Annotated in this window: 14 protein-coding genes and 1 pseudogene; 7 read left to right on the top strand and 8 right to left on the bottom strand. The window is 68.2% G+C overall.

Annotated features, from left to right (window positions below):
- Nucleotides 1–54: 54 nt before the first annotated feature.
- Both HWX22_RS27305 and HWX22_RS27300 read left to right on the top strand, forming a co-directional pair.
- The gene (locus HWX22_RS27305) at nucleotides 55–1,473 is read left to right on the top strand and encodes an MFS transporter (RefSeq protein ID WP_059818543.1); all 1,419 of its coding nucleotides are present in this window, start codon (nucleotides 55–57) and stop codon (nucleotides 1,471–1,473) included.
- Nucleotides 1,474–1,743: 270 nt separating this feature from the next.
- Nucleotides 1,744–2,925 carry a hypothetical protein gene (locus tag HWX22_RS27300; RefSeq protein WP_175916777.1) on the top strand — a complete coding sequence of 394 codons (1,182 nt, stop codon included), beginning with the start codon at nucleotides 1,744–1,746 and terminating at the stop codon, nucleotides 2,923–2,925.
- 271 nt (nucleotides 2,926–3,196) lie between these two features.
- On the opposite strand, the gene HWX22_RS27295 is transcribed toward HWX22_RS27300, so the two are convergent.
- Both HWX22_RS27295 and HWX22_RS27290 read right to left on the bottom strand, forming a co-directional pair.
- A complete protein-coding gene (locus HWX22_RS27295) occupies nucleotides 3,197–5,395 on the bottom strand; it encodes a transglycosylase domain-containing protein (RefSeq protein ID WP_175916776.1) in 2,199 nt (732 codons plus the stop codon).
- A 97-nt stretch (nucleotides 5,396–5,492) separates the two neighbouring features.
- Nucleotides 5,493–7,046, bottom strand: a complete 1,554-nt coding sequence (locus tag HWX22_RS27290) for a PLP-dependent aminotransferase family protein (RefSeq protein ID WP_175916775.1) — start codon at nucleotides 7,044–7,046, stop codon at nucleotides 5,493–5,495.
- 125 nt (nucleotides 7,047–7,171) lie between these two features.
- Between HWX22_RS27290 and HWX22_RS27285 the strand changes: the two genes are divergently transcribed.
- Nucleotides 7,172–7,810, top strand: coding sequence for an FMN-binding negative transcriptional regulator (locus HWX22_RS27285; protein ID WP_175916774.1), 639 nt, complete (start codon nucleotides 7,172–7,174; stop codon nucleotides 7,808–7,810).
- 49 nt (nucleotides 7,811–7,859) lie between these two features.
- Here HWX22_RS27285 and HWX22_RS27280 read toward each other — a convergent pair whose 3' ends face one another.
- Entirely contained in the window at nucleotides 7,860–8,441 is a 582-nt protein-coding gene (locus tag HWX22_RS27280) for a thioredoxin family protein (RefSeq protein WP_175916773.1), read from the bottom strand.
- 228 nt (nucleotides 8,442–8,669) lie between these two features.
- Here HWX22_RS27280 and HWX22_RS27275 point away from each other — a divergent pair, with 228 nt between their 5' ends.
- Nucleotides 8,670–9,410, top strand: coding sequence for a response regulator (locus tag HWX22_RS27275; protein WP_059532572.1), 741 nt, complete (start codon nucleotides 8,670–8,672; stop codon nucleotides 9,408–9,410).
- A complete protein-coding gene (locus tag HWX22_RS27270; protein ID WP_175916772.1) occupies nucleotides 9,407–10,729 on the top strand; it encodes an ATP-binding protein in 1,323 nt (440 codons plus the stop codon). Before HWX22_RS27275 ends, HWX22_RS27270 begins: the two co-directional genes overlap by 4 nt.
- Nucleotides 10,730–10,789: 60 nt before the next feature.
- On the opposite strand, the gene HWX22_RS27265 is transcribed toward HWX22_RS27270, so the two are convergent.
- The 4 genes from HWX22_RS27265 to HWX22_RS27250 form a co-directional block, all read right to left on the bottom strand.
- On the bottom strand, nucleotides 10,790–11,401 hold the full coding sequence (locus HWX22_RS27265) for an alpha/beta fold hydrolase (protein ID WP_175916771.1): 612 nt from the start codon (nucleotides 11,399–11,401) through the stop codon (nucleotides 10,790–10,792).
- 53 nt (nucleotides 11,402–11,454) lie between these two features.
- Entirely contained in the window at nucleotides 11,455–12,189 is a 735-nt protein-coding gene (locus HWX22_RS27260) for a metallophosphoesterase family protein (RefSeq protein WP_175916770.1), read from the bottom strand.
- 97 nt (nucleotides 12,190–12,286) lie between these two features.
- Nucleotides 12,287–12,823, bottom strand: coding sequence for a GNAT family protein (locus HWX22_RS27255; RefSeq protein WP_175916769.1), 537 nt, complete (start codon nucleotides 12,821–12,823; stop codon nucleotides 12,287–12,289).
- Between the two features lie 42 nt (nucleotides 12,824–12,865).
- Entirely contained in the window at nucleotides 12,866–13,498 is a 633-nt protein-coding gene (locus tag HWX22_RS27250) for a LysE family translocator (RefSeq protein WP_175916768.1), read from the bottom strand.
- Nucleotides 13,499–13,798: 300 nt separating this feature from the next.
- On the opposite strand from HWX22_RS27250, the gene HWX22_RS27245 reads away from it, so the two are divergent.
- Both HWX22_RS27245 and HWX22_RS27240 read left to right on the top strand, forming a co-directional pair.
- The gene (locus tag HWX22_RS27245; RefSeq protein ID WP_175916767.1) at nucleotides 13,799–14,992 is read left to right on the top strand and encodes a porin; all 1,194 of its coding nucleotides are present in this window, start codon (nucleotides 13,799–13,801) and stop codon (nucleotides 14,990–14,992) included.
- Between the two features lie 590 nt (nucleotides 14,993–15,582).
- Nucleotides 15,583–17,505: an SMP-30/gluconolactonase/LRE family protein gene (locus tag HWX22_RS27240; RefSeq protein WP_175916766.1), complete on the top strand. Its 1,923-nt coding sequence runs from the start codon at nucleotides 15,583–15,585 to the stop codon at nucleotides 17,503–17,505.
- Nucleotides 17,506–17,539: 34 nt separating this feature from the next.
- Here HWX22_RS27240 and HWX22_RS27235 read toward each other — a convergent pair.
- A pseudogene (locus HWX22_RS27235) lies at nucleotides 17,540–17,860 on the bottom strand (cytochrome C); the annotation flags it as partial.
- Nucleotides 17,861–17,926 lie beyond the last annotated feature (66 nt).

Here is a 17,926-nt window from a genome sequence, read left to right as displayed (position 1 = left end):
CCCGCTGGCCGCCGGACAACAAAACACACGACACGATCAGGAGACACGACCAAGATGGTCTCAACGGACAGCTTTCCGCAGGCAGCCGCCTCGTCCTCTTCCATCGACGCCGGCTCGATTTCGGCCCGCCTCGATCGCCTGCCGCCGACCCGCAGCGTCTGGAAGCTCGTCGTGCTGCTGAGCCTCGGCTTCTTCTTCGAACTCTACGATCTGCTGTACAGCGGTTACGTCGCGCCGGGCCTCGTGAAAAGCGGGATCCTGTCCGCGACGACGCACGGCCTGTTCGGCACCACGGGCGTCGCGAGCTTCATCGCCGCGCTGTTCTCCGGCCTCTTCATCGGCACGATCGCATGCGGCTTCCTTGCGGACCGCTTCGGCCGCCGCGCGATCTTCACGTGGTCGCTGTTGTGGTACACGGCCGCCAACGTCGTGATGGCGTTCCAGGACACGGCGGGCGGCTTGAACTTCTGGCGCTTCGTCGTCGGTCTCGGCCTCGGCGTCGAGATGGTGACGATCGGCACGTACATCTCCGAACTCGTGCCGAAGCAGATCCGCGGCCGCGCGTTCGCGTGCGAGCAGGCGGTCGGGTTCGTCGCGGTGCCGGTGGTCGCGTTCCTCGCGTATCTGCTCGTGCCGCACGCACCGCTCGGCCTCGACGGCTGGCGCTGGGTCGTGCTGATCGGCGCGCACGGCGCGCTGTTCGTGTGGTGGATTCGCCGCGAGTTGCCCGAGAGCCCGCGCTGGCTCGCGCAGCAGGGGCGCGTCGACGAAGCCGATCGCATCATGCGCGCGCTCGAGGCGAAGGTCGAAGCCGAATATGGCCGGCCGCTGCCGCCGCCCGCGCCGGCCGAGCCGGTGCCGCCGCGCGGCAGCTTCCGCGACATGTGGGTGCCGCCGTATCGCAGCCGCACGATCATGATGACGATCTTCAACGTGTTCCAGACGGTCGGTTTCTACGGCTTCGCGAACTGGGTGCCGACGCTGCTGATCAAGCAGGGCATCACGATCACGTCGAGCCTCATGTATTCGAGCGTGATCGCGCTCGCGGCGCCGCTCGGCCCGCTGATCGGCCTCGTGATCGCCGACCGCTTCGAGCGCAAGTCGGTGATCGTCGCGATGGCGGCGGCGATCGTCGTCTGCGGGCTGCTGTTCAGCCAGACGACGGCGGGCGCATTCCTGATCGTGCTCGGCATCGGCCTCACGCTCGCGAGCAACATCATGTCGTACAGCTTCCACGCATATCAGGCCGAGCTGTTCCCGACGTCGATCCGCGCGCGCGCGGTGGGCTTCGTCTACTCATGGAGCCGCTTCTCGGCGATCTTCTCGTCGTTCGTGATCGCGGCCGTGCTGAAGGGCTTCGGCACGTTCGGCGTGTTCGCGTTCATTGCCGGCGCGATGGTGATCGTGATGGCCGCGATCGGGTTCATGGGGCCGCGTACCAAAGGCATCGCGCTCGAAACCATTTCGAAGTAGACGCCGGCTGCGCACTCGCGTGTCGCGTGCGGCACGCGGGTGACAAGCACGCGGCAACGAGTTGAAACAAAGCGTGACGAAGCGCAACACCGCCGCGAAACCGGGGGTTAGGCCCTGCCGATTCGTGTCCGCGCGGGTAGAATGAAAGACCTGACGACTCATTAGCCGCCATTGGACCGAACGCGTTGTACTGCGAACGACTCCACCGCGAAGAGGCGTCGGCGCGGGGGCACATGCGTGCCGCAGGCGTGTCGATGGCTCGCGCGGGAGATGCGCCGTTCGCAACGTGCGACGGCCGGATCGGCCGATGGCTTCGATCGCATGATGCTCTCCGACCTGACGCGGCGGTTGTCCAAGCCGCGTTGCCGTACCCTCGCGGTCGCCACGTATGTGTGGCTCGCGGCCGCAGTTCCGATCTCCGTTCTTGTCGCGCGGCCGGCCTTTGCCGCGTCCGACGTGCCGTCGGCCACTGCTACGTCTTCCTCATCAACTGCTCCGGCCGCGCATCCGGCTTCGCCGGCACATGTGTCGTCGGAAGCAGCGCCGGCATCCGCGGCGTCCGCCGCGTCCGCGGCCTCTCCGGCATCGGCGGCATCCGCCACACCGGCAAGCGAAGCCGAAGCACCCGCACCGACGCCGCCGCGCCGGCACCCGCCGCTGTCGGCCGAGGAGGCGAGGAACGCAACCGCGCGCGCGATCGACATGCGCAAGCGCTTCACGCAGGAAGTCACGCGGCGCCTGAACGTGCCCGCGAGCGAGCAGCGCGCGTATGGCGATCGCCTTCAGAACGCGCTCGCCGATGCGGATCTCGGCGATCTGGCCGGTGAATACGTTGCGCTCGTCGACCGTGCGCCGAATGTTCAGGCGCTGTTCATCTACTTCCGCGCGACGTCGTCCAATGCGTGGTTGATGATCGGCGCGTCGCCGGTCGGCACCGGCTGGCCCGGCAAATACGATCACTTCCTGACGCCGCTCGGTGTGTTCCACCACTCGCCCGACAACATGGATTTCCGCGCGGAAGGCACGACGAACGACAACGGCATTCGCGGCTACGGCAAGCGCGACATGCGCATCTACGACTTCGGCTGGGTGGACGGCGAGCGCGGCTGGGGCAAGGGCGGCAAGTCGCCGATGCGCTTCCAGATGCACGCGACCGACCCCGATCGCCTCGAACCGCTGCTCGGCATCCGGCATTCGAAAGGCTGCGTGCGGATTCCTGCGTCGCTGAACACGTTCCTCGACACGCACGGCATCCTCGACGACGACTATCAGGCGCGCGTCGAGGCAGGAAAATCGTTGTGGGTGTTGCGCCGCGATCGCGACATCACGCCGATCGCCGGCCGCTACCTGGCCGTGATCGACAGCGCACGCAAGACGCGTCCGGCATGGTCGCCGGCGCCGGGGCGCAACGCATGGTCGAAGCTGCCGAAGAACGGCGACACGGCGGACTGACGACAGCCGGCCCGACGAAGGCGATACGGCGGGTGCGCCCGTTCGATGCACTGGCCGCGACGTTCGCGGCGGCCTGAGCGCGTTGTCGGCCGTATCCGCCGGCCCGCGCATCGCTCGGGGCCTGACGCAGGTCGCCCGCGAAATCGTACGGCGTGCAGTCGCGGAACGCGAAACGCCGCGCGCCGGCGACGCGCTCGAACGCGTCGACGATTCACGGTGCGTGCCGGGATCGCTTCCTCAAGGATGACGAAGCGTCATTGTCGAGCAGCGCTCAGCGGAAGATTTTCAGCCAGTCGAACAGGCCGGGGTGCGGATGTCGCTTCGGCACGGGTGCCGGCGCACTGCGCGGCCGAAAATCGGGCGAGAACTGCGCACGCGGATCGATCGCGCGCGCACGCAATGCCGCATCGTAGAACGAGCCGACGATCGGCAGCGCGCTGTGTGCGCCCGCGCCCCAGTAGTCGCTGCGCAGCGTCACGCTACCGTCGTCGAAGCCGACCCATGCACCGGCCACCAGTTGCGGATGCATCAGGATGAACCAGCCGTCCGTGTTGTCCTGCGTCGTGCCGGTCTTGCCCGCGACGTCGACGCGAATCCCGTAGCGCGAGCGGATGTCGGCGCCGGTTCCGTAATCGACGACGCCGCGCATCACATCGACCAGCGTCTGGGCCGCGGCCACCGGCAGCGCGCGTTCGGGCGGCGCGCTGCCGAACGCGGCGAGCACCTTGCCGTCGCGGTCCTCGATGCGCGTGATCATCTGCGGCGCGACGTACACGCCGCGGTTCGCGATCGTCCCGTACGCGGACACCATTTCCTTCAGCGTGACGGGGCTCGTGCCAAGCGCGAGCGACGGCACCGCGTCGAGCGCGCTGTCGCGCACGCCCATCGCGCGCGCGAGCTGCGCGACCCTGGCCGCGCCTTCGCGCTGCATCACCTGCGCGGTGATGCGATTGCGCGATAGCGCAAGCGCGTCGCGCAACGTCATCGGCGCGTCCGTCGGCGGCTCGGCATCGGTCGGGTGCCACACCGCGTGCGCGCCGATCGGGATCGCGACGGGGCGATCGACGAACGTATCGCCCGGCCGCATGCCGTCCGCGAACGCGGCGCCATAGACGAACGGCTTGAACGTCGAGCCCGGCTGGCGCCGCGCCTGCACGACGTGATCGAACGGCTCGCTGCCGAAATCGGGGCTGCCGACCCACGCGCGAATCGCGCCGTTGCGCGGATCGATCGCGACGAAGCCAGCCTGCACCTGTGTCTTGCGCTCGCACAACGCGCGGATGAACGCGTGATTCGCGCCGAGCTGCTTCAGCGCCGCCGCATCGGCGAGCCCCGCGTCGCGCGCGGCGCGATAGTCGGGCGTCTGCCGGATGAAGCCGCGGAACAGGTCGTTGCGCAGCCCGCAGCCGGACGGGTTGTGCCATGCGTCATCGGCGATCGCCTGCAGGCGATCGGTCTGCTGCGTCAGCGCTTGCGTCGCCATGTCCTGCAGTTGCGCATCGAGCGTCGTGCGCACGACGAGGCCGTCGGCGTAGAGGTCGTAGTTGTTGCGGTCGGCCCATGCGATCAGCCACTTGCGCAGCTGAACCGCGAAGTGCGGGGCGGGGCCGGGCTGCGCGGTCTGCGGCTCGAAGTCGACGCGCAGCGGCCGGCGCTGCAACTGCGCGAGCTGCCGGGGCGAAAGCATGCCCATCGCCGCCATCCGGGCGAGCACGATGTTGCGGCGCTGTTCCGCGCGCTCGGGGTTCAGCACCGGGTTGTAATAGCTGTTGCCCTTGAGCATCCCGACGAGCGTCGCGCTTTCGACGATGTCGAGCTGGTCCGCCGACTTGCCGAAATAGGTGCGCGCGGCCATCTCGACGCCGTACGCGTTGTACAGGAACGGCACCGTGTTCAGGTAAGTCTCGAGAATCTCGTCCTTGCTGTACACCGTCTCGATCTTGAACGCGGTGATCAGCTCCTTCACCTTGCGCGTGAGCGTCGGCGCGCGGCCGACTTCGTCCGGATACAGGTTGCGCGCGAGCTGCTGCGTGATCGTCGAGCCGCCCTGGCGGCTGCCCGAGAACGTGTGCAGCCCGGCCGCGAGCGTGCGGCGCCAGTCGATGCCGTGATGCGCGTAGAAGCGGTGGTCTTCGGTCGCGATCAGCGCGTCGACCATGTGCGGCGAGATCTGCTTGAGCGGCACCCATTCGCGATTGACGGGCCGGAATTCGGCGATTAGCTGACCGTCGGCCGACAGCACGCGCGCGGGGCGGTCGATGCGCGCCTTGCGGATGTCGCCGATGCTCGGCGTAAACGGGACGAACGCGAGCAGGACCAGCAGGCCGAGCACCGGTATCGCGGCGAGCGTCAGCGCGACACCGCGGCGCGTCGGATGGCGCAGGCGATGCCAAGCGCCGGCGCCCAGCACGCGGGCACCGGTGCGGCAGCGAAGCCACAGGTCACGAAGAAACGGCACGAAGCGATTCACGACGGCAGGAGCGCGAGCGGAAAAGGCGCGATCCTAGCAAACCGCGCACCGTTGCCGGCGGTCAAACAGCCCGTTTTCTTGCAGGATTTACAGACGATTACGTTTGTTTCCCGCGGACAACCTTTGGTCGTCCGCACCGCCGCGATTCTTCCGATGAAACGGTGCCGGCCGCTTCGCCGACCACATCCGCGAGCCGCTGCGCGGCCGCTTCCATCCGTGCGCGATCGAACCCGCCGAAGCCGAGCACGAGGCCCGGACGCGCGGTGCCCGGCGCGAACATGGGCGACACCGCGCGCACCGCGACGCCCGCCTGCGCGGCGCGCGCCACCACGTCGAGATCGTCGATCCATTGCGCGAGCCACAGCACGACGTGCATCCCCTGATCGCCCGGCTGCACCCACGCGCGCTCGCGCGGCAGCCGCGCGCCGAGCGTGTCGATCAGCAGCGCGCGCTGTTCCGCATAGACGCCGCGCACCTGGCGAATGTGGCGATCGAGATGCCCTTCCGCGATGAAGGCGGCGAGCACGTGCTGATCGGCGGTCGGCGCGTGCCGATCCATTAGCGCGCGCGCACCGCAGAACGCGGGCACGAGGTCGTCGGGCGCGATCACGTAGCCGAGCCGCAGCGACGGGAACAGGATCTTGCTGAACGTGCCGAGATAGATCACGTGTTCCGGATCCAGACCTTGCAGCGACGGAAACGGATAGCCTTCGTAGCGCAGCTCGCTGTCGTAATCGTCCTCGACCACCCACGCGCGATGCGCGCGCGCCCAGCCGAGCAGCGCGTTGCGTCGCGCCATGCTCATCGGCATCCCGAGCGGGTACTGATGCGACGGCGTGACGAACGCCGCGCGTGCGTTCGGCGCGAGACGGATGCCGGCGTCGACGTCGATGCCGTCCGCGTCGACCGGCACGCGGACCATCGCGTCGCTCCGGCCGGTGCTCTCGAGCAGCGCGGTGATGCCGCGATAGGCGGGATTCTCGACCCACGCGCGATCGTTCGGGCCGAGCAGGACCTGGCTCGCGAGGTGCAGCCCCTGCTGCGTGCCGCTCGTGATCACGACCTGATCGGCGCTGCAGCGCACCGAGCGCGAGCGGCGCACGTAATCGGCGATCGCTTCGCGCAGCGGCCGCGCGCCTTGCGGATCCGCGTAACCGGACGGCGCACCGGCGCCGCGGGCGCGCAGGCGGTTACCGAGCCGGCGCCAGATGTCGTCGGGCGCGGTGAGCCCAACCGGCACCGAGATCGCGAACGGCACGGCCGGCAACGGCCGGAATTCGCGGGCGATCCGCGCGAACGTCGCGGCCGGTTCGGGCAGCCCGGCGGGTGCGGCACGCCGCCGGGCGGCGGGCGGTTCACCGGCCGGCGGAGCGGGCTCGGCCAGCGCGTTCGCGACCCGCGTGCCGGCGCCGCCGCGCGACTCCAGGAAGCCTTCGGCGACGAGCTGCGCATACGCATCGACGACGGTGCCGCGCGCGACCTGGAGCGACGTCGCGAGCAGCCGCGTGGACGGCAGCGTGTCGCCGGGCCGCATGTCGCCGCGCCGCACCGCGTCCCGCAACGCCTGCGCGAGCTGGCGGCTCAGGTCGCCGGCCGCGCGGTCGAGCACGCCGAGCGACGGGATTTCGACGATCCGGGCGGTTCTGGCCATGATTCTGGTCTGCTGAAATTGTTGGAAACCGGCTCTACAGCATAAACCAGTTAGCGATCACAATCTGCGCATGACGGGCCGGTTGCGCCTGTTCCGTCTGAACCCTTTTCGACCGTGGAGCCGCCATGTATGTCCCTGCCGATTTCGCCGAATCCCGCCCCGACGCGCTGCGCGAACTGATCGTCGATCATCCGTTCGGCAGCCTGGTCACGCACGGGAAGGGCGGGCTCGACGCGAACCACCTCCCGTTCGAATTGCTGCCGGGCGACGGCGGCCTCGGCGAGCTGCATGCGCACGTCGCGCGCGCGAATCCGGTCTGGCAGGAGGTCGCGAACGGCGACGAGGTGCTCGTGATCTTCCGCGCCGGCGACGCGTACATCTCGCCGAACTGGTACCCGAGCAAACACGCGGCGCATCGACAGGTGCCGACGTGGAACTACGTGGTCGTGCATGCATACGGCCGCATCACGGTGCGCGACGAGGAGAAGTTCGTGCGCGGCGTGGTCGCGCGGCTGACGCGCACGCACGAGGCGTCGCAGCCGGCGCCGTGGAAGATGACCGACACGCCGAAGGACTATCTCGACACGATGCTGCAGTCGATCGTCGGGCTGCAGATCGAGATCACGCGGCTCGTCGGCAAGCGCAAGCTCGGGCAGAACAAGGCGGTCGACGATATCCGCGGCGCGGGCGACGCGCTGATCGCGGACGGGAATCTCGCGATCGGGGAGGCGATGCTGGCGGAGGCGGATGCGAAGCGGAAGTAAGTCGCGGTGAATCGCACGGGGGCGCATGCCGCGCCCCGGCCGGCGCACGCTACTGCGTACGCGTCGCGCCCTTGGCCGCTTCCCCCGCCTGTGCCAGCGCCCCCCGAATCGCCGCTTCCGTCTTGTCATACCCGCCCTCGCCGTACCGCGTATAGACCACTTTCCCGTTCGCGTCGATCAGGTACAGCGCGGGCCAGTACTGGTTCCCGTACGCACGCCACGTGTCGTAGCGGTTGTCCTGCGCGACCGGATACTGGATGCCGAAGCGCTTGACCGCATCGGCGACGTTCTTCGCGTCGCGTTCGAACGGATACTCGGGCGTATGCACGCCGACCACGACGAGCCCCTGGTCGCGATACTTCCGGTACCAGTCGTTCACGTACGGAATCGTATGGATGCAGTTGATGCACGAGTACGTCCAGAAGTCGACCAGCACGACCTTGCCGCGCAACTGGTCGAGCTTGAGCGGCGCGCTGTTGTGCCAGCGCTCGATGCCGGTGAAGTCGGGCGCCGGCGTGCCGGCCAGCGAGGCGGTCATGCCCGCGTCGTCGCGGGTGCCGGCGAACGCGGCGAGCCCGGCCGTGGCGGTGAGGGCGATCACGAGGGCGGCGGTCTTGAATCTGGGCAGCATGGCGGTTCTCCGGTTCGGCCGGCCGCCGCGCGAGTGCGCGGGCCGGACAGGTTTCGACAGCCGTCATTGGGCCGCGCCGACGTATCTGCGGTGTGTCCGGCAAGCCGCGCGTGTGCAATGTTGTGTGTCGTCACGGCGGCGCGATACATTGGGATACAAACGCGCGTCCGCGGTGCGGTATAAAAGCGGACATCACCAGCCGGAACATCACGCCAACGACATCGACTCATGGACAAGATCGACCACGTACTGATCGTCGACGACGATCGCGCGATCCGCGAACTGATCGCGGACTATCTGGAGAAGAACGGCATGCGCGTGTCGCTCGCCGCGAACGGCCGCGAGATGCGCAACGCGCTCGACGACGGCGCGCCCGACCTGATCGTGCTCGATCTGATGATGCCCGGCGAGGACGGCCTCACGCTGTGCCGCGACCTGCGCGCGGGCAAGTTCCGGACGGTGCCGGTGCTGATGCTGACCGCGCGCGGCGAGGAAACCGACCGCATCATCGGCCTCGAGATGGGCGCCGACGACTATCTCGCGAAGCCGTTCGCGGTGCGCGAACTGCTCGCGCGGATCCGCTCGGTGCTGCGCCGCGCGCGCATGCTGCCGCCCGGCATGCAGGTGACGGAGACGGCCGCGATGCTCGCGTTCGGCGAATGGCGGCTCGATACGACGGGGCGTCACCTGCTCGACACCGAAGGCACGCTGGTCGCGTTGAGCGGCGCCGAGTACCGGCTGCTGCGTGTATTCCTCGACAATCCGCAGCGCGTGCTGACGCGCGACCAGTTGCTCAACCTCACGCAGGGCCGGCAGTCCGATCCGTTCGACCGGTCGATCGACCTGCTCGTGAGCCGGCTGCGGCAGCGTCTGCGCGACGGCGCGCGCGAGCCGCGCTACATCAAGACGCTGCGCAACGAGGGCTACGTATTCTCGTCGGCGGTGACCGCGGTCGAAGGCGACGCATGAACACGCGCACCCTGTGGCACTGGCCGCGCTCGCTGTTCGCGCGGCTCGCGCTGATCCTGTGCGTGGGCCTCGCGCTCGCGCAGACGCTGTCGTTCTGGCTCACCGTGACCGAGCGCGACCAGGCGACCACCAACCTGATGATGGGCTACATCGAGCGCGAGGTCGCGAGCTCGGTCGCGCTGCTCGACCACCTGCCGCCCGATCAGCGCGCCGCGTGGCTGCCGCGTCTCGCGCGGCGCAGCTACGCGTTCATCCTCGGGCCAGGCGAGACGGGCACGCCGCCGGAGGCGCGTCTCTCGGCGCGCGTCGAACGTTCGATCTCGGACGGCATCGGCGGCGATTACCCGCTGACCGCGAACGCGCTCCCCGGCGATCGCGAGCATCTGCAAGTGCATCTGCGCCTGACCGACGGCTCGCCGCTGACGATCGACATCCATCCGATGTCGACGGTGCCGCTGTCGGGCTGGCTGCCGGTCGTGCTCGCGCTGCAGCTCGCGGTGCTCGCCGGATGTTGCTGGCTCGCGGTGCGGCTCGCGACGCGGCCGCTGAAGCAGCTCGCGCAGGCGGCCGACGCGCTCGGCCCCGACCTGAAGGGCGAACGCTTGAACGAGGACGGCCCGTCCGAAGTCGCGCGCGCGGCCCGCGCGTTCAACGCGATGCAGGACCGCATCGCGCAGTACATGGCCGAGCGCATGCAGATCCTCGCGTCGATCTCGCACGATTTGCAGACGCCGATCACGCGGATGCGGCTGCGCGTCGACGTGATGGACGACGACGCGCAGGGCGCGAAGCTGCGCCAGGACCTGCTCGAGATGGAGCATCTGGTGAAGGAGGGCGTCGCGTATGCGCGCACGCTGCACGGCACGGAAGAGGCCGCGCGCCGCATCGACCTCGACGCGCTGCTCGACAGTATCGTGTGCGACTACACGGATGCGGGGCAGGACGTCGCGCTGCACAGCGGCGGGCCGCTCGCGCTCGTCACGAGGCCGAAGGCGCTGCGTCGGATCGTCGGCAATCTCGTCGACAACGCGCTGAAGTTCGCGGGCGCGGCCGAGATCGACGTGCAGGCGGCACCGGGCGGCGGCGCGGTCATCGCGGTGCTCGATCGCGGGCCCGGCATTCCGGACGATCAGCTCGACGCGGTGTTCGAACCGTTCCGGCGCGTGGAGACGTCGCGCAACCGCGAGACGGGCGGCACGGGGCTCGGCCTCGCGATCGCGCGTCAGCTCGCGCTCGCGATGGGCGGCACGCTCACGTTGCGCAACCGGCCGGACGGCGGCGGGCTCGAAGCGCGGTTGACGCTGGCGAACGCGGCGTGATCGGACGCCGCGTGATGCAGCGTCAAGGGCATTGCGGGCTGCGAGTCGAAGCGGCCCGCGTCACACGCGCTGCAAATGCGCGTCGACAAGCGGTGCAAGCGTATCCGCATGCACCGCCGCGAGATCGTGGCGGCCGCCCGGCACCACATGCAGCTGCGCATCGGGCAGCCGTTCGAGCAGGCGCCGCCCGGCCGCGACCGGACTGATCGGATCGTCGTCACCCCACAGCAGGAGCGTCGGCTGCGCGATGCGGCCGAGGTCATGCGACAGGTCCGCGCGAAACGTCAGGAACCAGTCGGGCAACTGCGGGTTCGCTTCCGCGAAGCCGGCGCGCCAGTCGTGCGCGCCGAGCCCCTGCATGTCGAGGCCGCCGGACGTGACCGTCAGCACCAGATGCGTGACGAGCGGCGCACGTTCGAGCGCCGCGCGCATCGCGATCACGCCGCCCATCGATTGCGCGATCACGGCGGTCGGCCGGTCGATCGCGGTCAGCACATGGCGCACGAGGCCGTCGAAGTCGTCGACGGCCGGATCGCGCGGCGTGTCGCCGAAGCCCGGATAGCCGACGATCCGTCGCGCGGCCGGATGCGCGAGGCGGCTCGCGAGCGGTTGCCAGAACGCGGTGCTGCCCGACGCACCGGGCAGGAAAAGCAGTTGCGATGGAACGGGCATGACGGGTTGGTTTTCCGGGGAGCGAAGCGGGTTGAACGAGGCGCGACGATGCGTCAGCACCGGCCGGTGCGCAGCGCGACGGTCCAGTCGTCGCGGCCGCGCGATGCCGCGGTGGCGGCGGCCGTATGCCAGTCGTATTCGACCGCATGGAACTCGGCGTGCCAGCCGGCCGGCGTGCGCGACACCATCGCATAGCGCGCATGTGGCGAACCGGTTTCGATCCGGTGCGGATGCGGAAGATCGTCCATGTAAGCCTGCAGCCCGACGCTGCCCGGGTTGACGATCACACGGCCGTCGTCGAGCTTCGCGATGCGCGGCACATGCGTGTGGCCGCACAGGATCAGCGACGCCGGCGCGTCGCCCGCGCGCTGCGCGATTTCATCGGGCGTCGCCGCGCGGCAGCCGTCGGGCGTTACCGTTTCGAGGAAATAGACGAGGTCGCTGGCGGGCGTGCCGTGCACCATCAGCACGTCGTCGCCGAGCGTCAGGCGCTCGGGCAGCGCGGCGATCCACGCGCGATGGTCGTCGCGCAGCGTGTCGTGCGCCCAGCGGTCGGACAGCCGCATCGCGTCGCGATCGCCGGTCAGCAGTTGCCGTTCGTGGTTGCCCTTGATGGTCGGCAGGTCGAGCGCGATCAGGCGGTCGGCCGTGTCGGCGGGATGGAGTGCGCCCGACACGATGTCGCCGAGGTTGACGATCGCGTCGGCGCCGCGGCGGCGCACGTCGTCGAGCACCGCGTCGAGCGCGGCGAGGTTGCCGTGGATGTCGGACAGCGCGGCGATTTTCATGATGAGCAAGTCGAGGCGAGGAACGGCGATTGTCGCGAATTCGGCGCGGATCGTCCAATCGCACCGATGGCGGGACACGCGCGACGCGCGGCGAGTTTCAGTCGGTCGCGATGCGCGCGTACATCGCGAAATCGCCCGGTACGCCGCGCACCATCCGGAACGCGCGCAACAACCCTTCGTAGCGGTAGCCGCATTTCTGCAGGACGCGCGCGGAGCCGGCGTTGCTGGACAGCACGACGCCCTGGATGCGCATGAAGCCACCTTCGGCGAACGCCCACGCGGTGACGCTCGCGCACAGCGCGCTCGCGATGCCGCACCCCCAGTGCGACGGTACGAGGTCGTACGCGATCTCGGCCGAGCGGTTCGCGGTGGACACCTTATGCAGTCCGATCGTCCCGATCAGCGCGCCCGACGCGTCGTCGACGATCGCGAGACGGCGGATCGAATCCGGATGAGTCGACTCGATGCCGTCGAACAGCGGCAGCAGATCGTCGCGCGCATGCAGGTTCCAGCTCGTGTGGCGGACGACGTCGTGATTCGACAGGTACGCATACCACGCGTCGAGATCCGCGCGGTCGAGCTGCCGGAGCGACAGGCCGGGGAAACCGGAGCGGGGCGGCGCGGCGATTCTCATCGCGCACCCGCCACGCACGATGTGGCGTGCATGCCGACGCGCCTATGCGGCATGACGCCGGTACAGCGCGAGCGAACCGGCCAGGGCGAGCAGCATCGCGCCGCACGTGCGTTCGAGCCACAGCGCGCCCGAGCGCTTCAGCAGCCGCACCGCGCGCGCGCCGAGCAGCGCGTAGCCGAACATCACCGCCCCGTCGAGCAGCGCGAACGTGACCGCGAGCGCGACGTATTGCGGCGCGAGCGGCGCGGACGGATCGAGGAACTGCGGCAGGAATGCGGAGAAGAACAGATAGCCCTTGGGATTGGTCACCGCGGTCAGGAAGCTCTTCGCGAAGATCGACGCGTTGCGTCCGTGCGCCGCGCCGCCATGCGCGACGGCGACGTCGAGCGAGCCCTTCGACGTGAGCATCCGGATGCCGACATACGCGAGATAGGCGGCGCCCAGCCATTTCACCACCGAGAACCAGAATGCCGACGCCATCAGCAGCGCGCCGAGGCCGAGCGCGACCGCGACGATCAGCGCGAAGTCGGACAGCATCGCGCCGGCGAAACCGTAGGCCGCGCGGCGCACGCCGTAGCGCGAGCCGTTGGTCAGTGCGAGCAGCACGGTCGGGCCGGGCGTCGCGATTCCGACAAACGCGACGGCGGCGAAGATCAGCAAGGTCGTTTGATGCATGCCGAAGGCTCCCTATGCGAGGCGGGTGCTCGATTATCGGGCGCGCTTCGTCGCGCTGTACAGCGGCGTTCACCGCGCGACTGATTATCTCGATTCCGGCAAGAAATTGTTTTCATTATTGCGCTGTCGATCGGAACCGGTTCCAACTACCATGGCGGCCGCGACCTCGTGCGTGCGCGTCGCATGCGCGCGTTCCCGCCGCGTGCGGACGCCGTCAACTTCGCAATGCCGGCGGATCTCCTGGCCGCACGCGCTACTCGCATAGAACAACGGGTTCACCGCCCGGAGACGCTACAAACCATGAACAAGCAACTGATCGCAGCACCGCTGCTGCTCTCGCTCGCGGGCATCGCATCCGCGCAAAGCTCCGTCACGCTGTACGGCATCGTCGACGCGGGCGTCACGTATCGCAGCAACGAACGGGTCGGCTCGCCGGGTGCCTACACGGGGCATTCGAACGTCGGCCTGACCACCGGCAACCTGTCCGGCAGCCGCTGGGGCATCAAGGGTTCCGAAGATCTCGGCGGCGGGATGCGCGCGCTGTTCGTGCTCGAGAACGGCTTCGACATCACCAACGGCACATCGGGCCAGGGCGGTCGCCAGTTCGGCCGGCAGGCGTTCGTCGGCGTCGGCAGCACCCGTTACGGCACGGTCACGCTCGGCCGCCAGTACACGTCGCTCGACGACTTCGTGAGCCCGGTCGGCCCGTCGTCGTTCATCGGCGGCTTCGGCGCGCACCCGGGCGACATCGACGATCTCGACCAGACCGCGCGCGTCGACAGTTCGATCAAGTACACGAGCGCGAACTACTCGGGCTTCACGTTCGGCGCGCTGTACGGCTTCGGCAGCCAGCCGGGCAGCATGAAGCAGCGCAACACGTGGAGCGTCGGCGCGGCATACGCGGCGGGGCCGCTGCGCGTGGGCGTCGGCTACGAGCGTTCGGACAACAGCAAGACGGGCGCGACCGACCCGACGGCCGGCAAGTGGCGAAGCACCGACGACGGCCTGTTCAACTCGTCGATCAACGAAGGCTATGCGAGCGCGCAGTCGCAGCAGATCATCGCGACCGGCGCGACGTACGACTTTGGCCCGGCCGTGGTCGGCGTGAACTACAGCAACGTGCAGTACCGCAGCGGTGCTCAGTCGCTGTTCAACGGCCACGCGACCTTCAACGTCGCGGGCGTGTTCACGCGCTGGAACGTGCAGCCGCAGACGCAACTGTTCGCGGGCTACAGCTACACGCGCGGCAGCGACGTCGACGGCATCGACAACCGCGCGCAGTATCACAACGTCACGCTCGGCGCGGTCTACGACCTGTCGAAGCGCACCAGCGTGTACCTGCTCGGCGCGTACCAGCATGCGTCCGGCACGACGCTCGACGCGCTCGGCCGGCCGGTGGCCGCGACCGCGTCGGTGTCGGACAAGGCGAACGGCCACTCGTCCGACTCGCGGTCGCAGGCGATCGTCAGCCTCGGCCTGCGCCAGAAGTTCTGACGTCACGCGCATGACCGGCGGCCCGCGTTCAATGCGGGCCGCCGGTTGCGTGGCCTGTTGCTCATCGATGTCTGTTCCGCCGGCAGCGTGTGATCGACATCGTCGATGCGCTGCCCTCGCTGCGCGCATCGCTCGTCGCCGCACTCGCGGGACATCTTTCCCCTCATCCGCATCTTCATCGGCAACGGCATTCCGCCGCACATCGCCTTATTTCATACATTCACGACTTTCCCGGCAATGCAGCGTGCGCCGCATAATATTTTTTCTCTTTCATTTTAATTTCGATTTGTAATCATTGAATCGCTTTGCCGGAAATGGGAATTCAATGCATGTAAATCAGAAAAAATGACGCGTCCGTATTGGGCGATTCGGAATTAAGTGCCGGAAAGCGCGAATCGCGAGAGCGCCGCCGGGGCGCAGATTTGCGATACGACACCCGGAGCGGCGTGTCTTCAGTCAGCCGGTGTCGCGCGGTCAAAGAACGTAATGAATCATTTGCGGCGCAATTGAACCGGTTTTTTAAAAAATCACCAATATTTCATACGCGGCGAATTAGAGTGTCGAAAAACGATCGTCCGGGAGCATCATTCATGTTATCGAAACAAATTCGCGCGGCATTGCTTGGATTGTGCATGGCAATGCTGGCGCCGGTCGGTCACGCACAAGTGCAATACACGACGGACTGGCTTGCGAACACGTTCGGCACGCTCGCCGCGCACGTCGGCAACGGTGCGCGCTCGCTGTGGGTCGCGCCCGAGGGCGTGATCTATACGGCGTCGCGCTGGGACGAGAACGCGGGCGGCGTCGCGATCTACCAGAATGGGCAGACGCTCGGCACGATCGGCATCCACGACGAATTCCAGGGTGGTGCGATCACCGGCAACGCGAACTCGCTGTTCGTCGCGCTCGGCTACAACCGCACGTTCGGCAGCGGCTCGGTCGGCCGCTACAACCGCAGCACGAACCAGCGCGACCTGCGCATTCCCGTCAGCACGTGGACGGGCATCCAGTACGCGGACGTGATCACGGGCCTCGCGACGACCGGCAACCTGCTGTACGCGAGCGACTTCTACGGCAACCGCGTGCGCGTCTATACGACGGACGGCGTGTGGCAGCGCGACATCGGCGTGTCGGGCCCCGGCGCGCTGGCGCTCGATGCGGCCGGCAACCTGTGGGTCGCGCGCAAGAGCGCGGGCGTCGTCGTGCAGTTCAGCCCGACGGGCACGGCGATGAATACGATCCAGATGGCGGCCCGTGCGCGGCCGGCGTCGCTGTATTTCGATGCGCCGAGCGGGCAGTTGCTGGTGGGCGACGAAGGCCCCGACATGAACATCAAGATCTACGCGCTCGTGGGCCAGCCCGTGCAGCTCGGCACGTTCGGCGTGCAGGGCGGCTACCTCGACACGACCTCGGGCATCAAGGGGCAGGTCGGCGACAAGCGCTTCACGCGCGTCGCCGGCATCGGCAAGGATGCGGCCGGCAACCTGTACGTGCTGAACAACGCGTGGGGCGGCGGCTGGGATCTCGGGCGTAACGGCAGCACCGACCTTCATTCGTACGGCCCGACGGGCGCGCTGCAATGGAAACTGCAGGCGCTGAACTTCGAGGGCGCCGCCGCGCCCGATCCGGCGACCGACGGCGCATTCTTCTACAGCGGCAACAACGTATACACCGGCACCGCGGGCGGCACGTTCGTCGCGAACACGATCGATCCGTTCAGCTATCCGAAGGACCCGCGCCTCGACATGAACGACTACCAGCGCGGCCAGCATTTCGGCCAGCTCGCGCTGGTGAACGGCACCCGGATGCTCGTCGCGACCGGGCAGAACCCAGGCAACTACAACATCTATCACTTCAACGGCGCGAACGGCTACATCGCGATTCCGGACGGCTCGATTCCCGGCAAGCCGTTCAACACGACGCTGCAGGTCACGGCCGGTTTCGCGCTCGACGACAACGGCGACGTGTGGGCCGGGCTCGATCGCACCAACAACATTTCCCACTATCCGATGACGGGTTTCGACGCGACCGGGAAACCGACGTGGGGCAAGCCGGTGCAGATCCCGATTCCGCGCACCGTGCTGCCGCTCACGCGAATCATCTACCAGGCCGACAGCGACACGATGATCCTCGCGCAAGGCATCGCGGGCACCTGGGACTGGACCGCGATGAACGGGCACATCGAGGTCTATCGCGGCTGGAAGGCCGGCAACACGAGCACGCCGAACGTCGCGATCAACCTGACGAGCGCGAATCCGAAATCGATGGCGGCGGCCGGCCACTACCTGTTCGTCGGCTACGTGCACACGGTGCCGAACGTCGACGTATTCGACCTCAACACCGGCAGCCTCGTGACCACACTGACGAACTCGAACACGTCGGCGATGGACGTCGGCAATGACGTCGACTCGATGTACGGCATCCGTGCGTACCTGCGCTCGACGGGCGAATACGTGATCACGAAGGACAACTACAACGGGTCGAGCATCGTCGTGTATCGCTGGCATCCGTGATCGCGCATGCCGCGCCGTTCGGACCAGCCAGATCTCATGGCGCGCCGAGCACGCGGCCGTTCACCTCGCGCCCGTACATCGAGTCGGGCGTGTCGTGGAATTTCGCGCGGGTGTCCTGCACCGAGCCGGTGAAACGCGGGTCCTGCGGGCGCTCGTGACTGTCCATGAAGGTCGCGACGTCCCACGCTTCCTGATCGGTCAGCGTGCCGCCGAGCCCGAGCGGCATGTTGGCCTTCACGAAGTCGGCCGCGTTGCGGATGTCGCCCATCCCCGCGCCCCAGTTGAACGAGCGCGCGCCCCAGAGCGCCGGAAAGACCGGCTTGCCGCCGCTCGATTGCCCCTGGCCGTCCGCGCCCGTCGTCGTGCCTTGGGTGGCGATGGTATTGCCGAGTGCGATGTCGTCCGCGTGGGCATTGCCGGC

The sequence above is a fragment of the Burkholderia sp. BCC1638 genome, assembly GCF_902833195.1.
In the GTDB taxonomy this organism is placed as follows: domain Bacteria; phylum Pseudomonadota; class Gammaproteobacteria; order Burkholderiales; family Burkholderiaceae; genus Burkholderia; species Burkholderia diffusa.
This window is presented reverse-complemented; position numbering and strand designations above follow the sequence as displayed.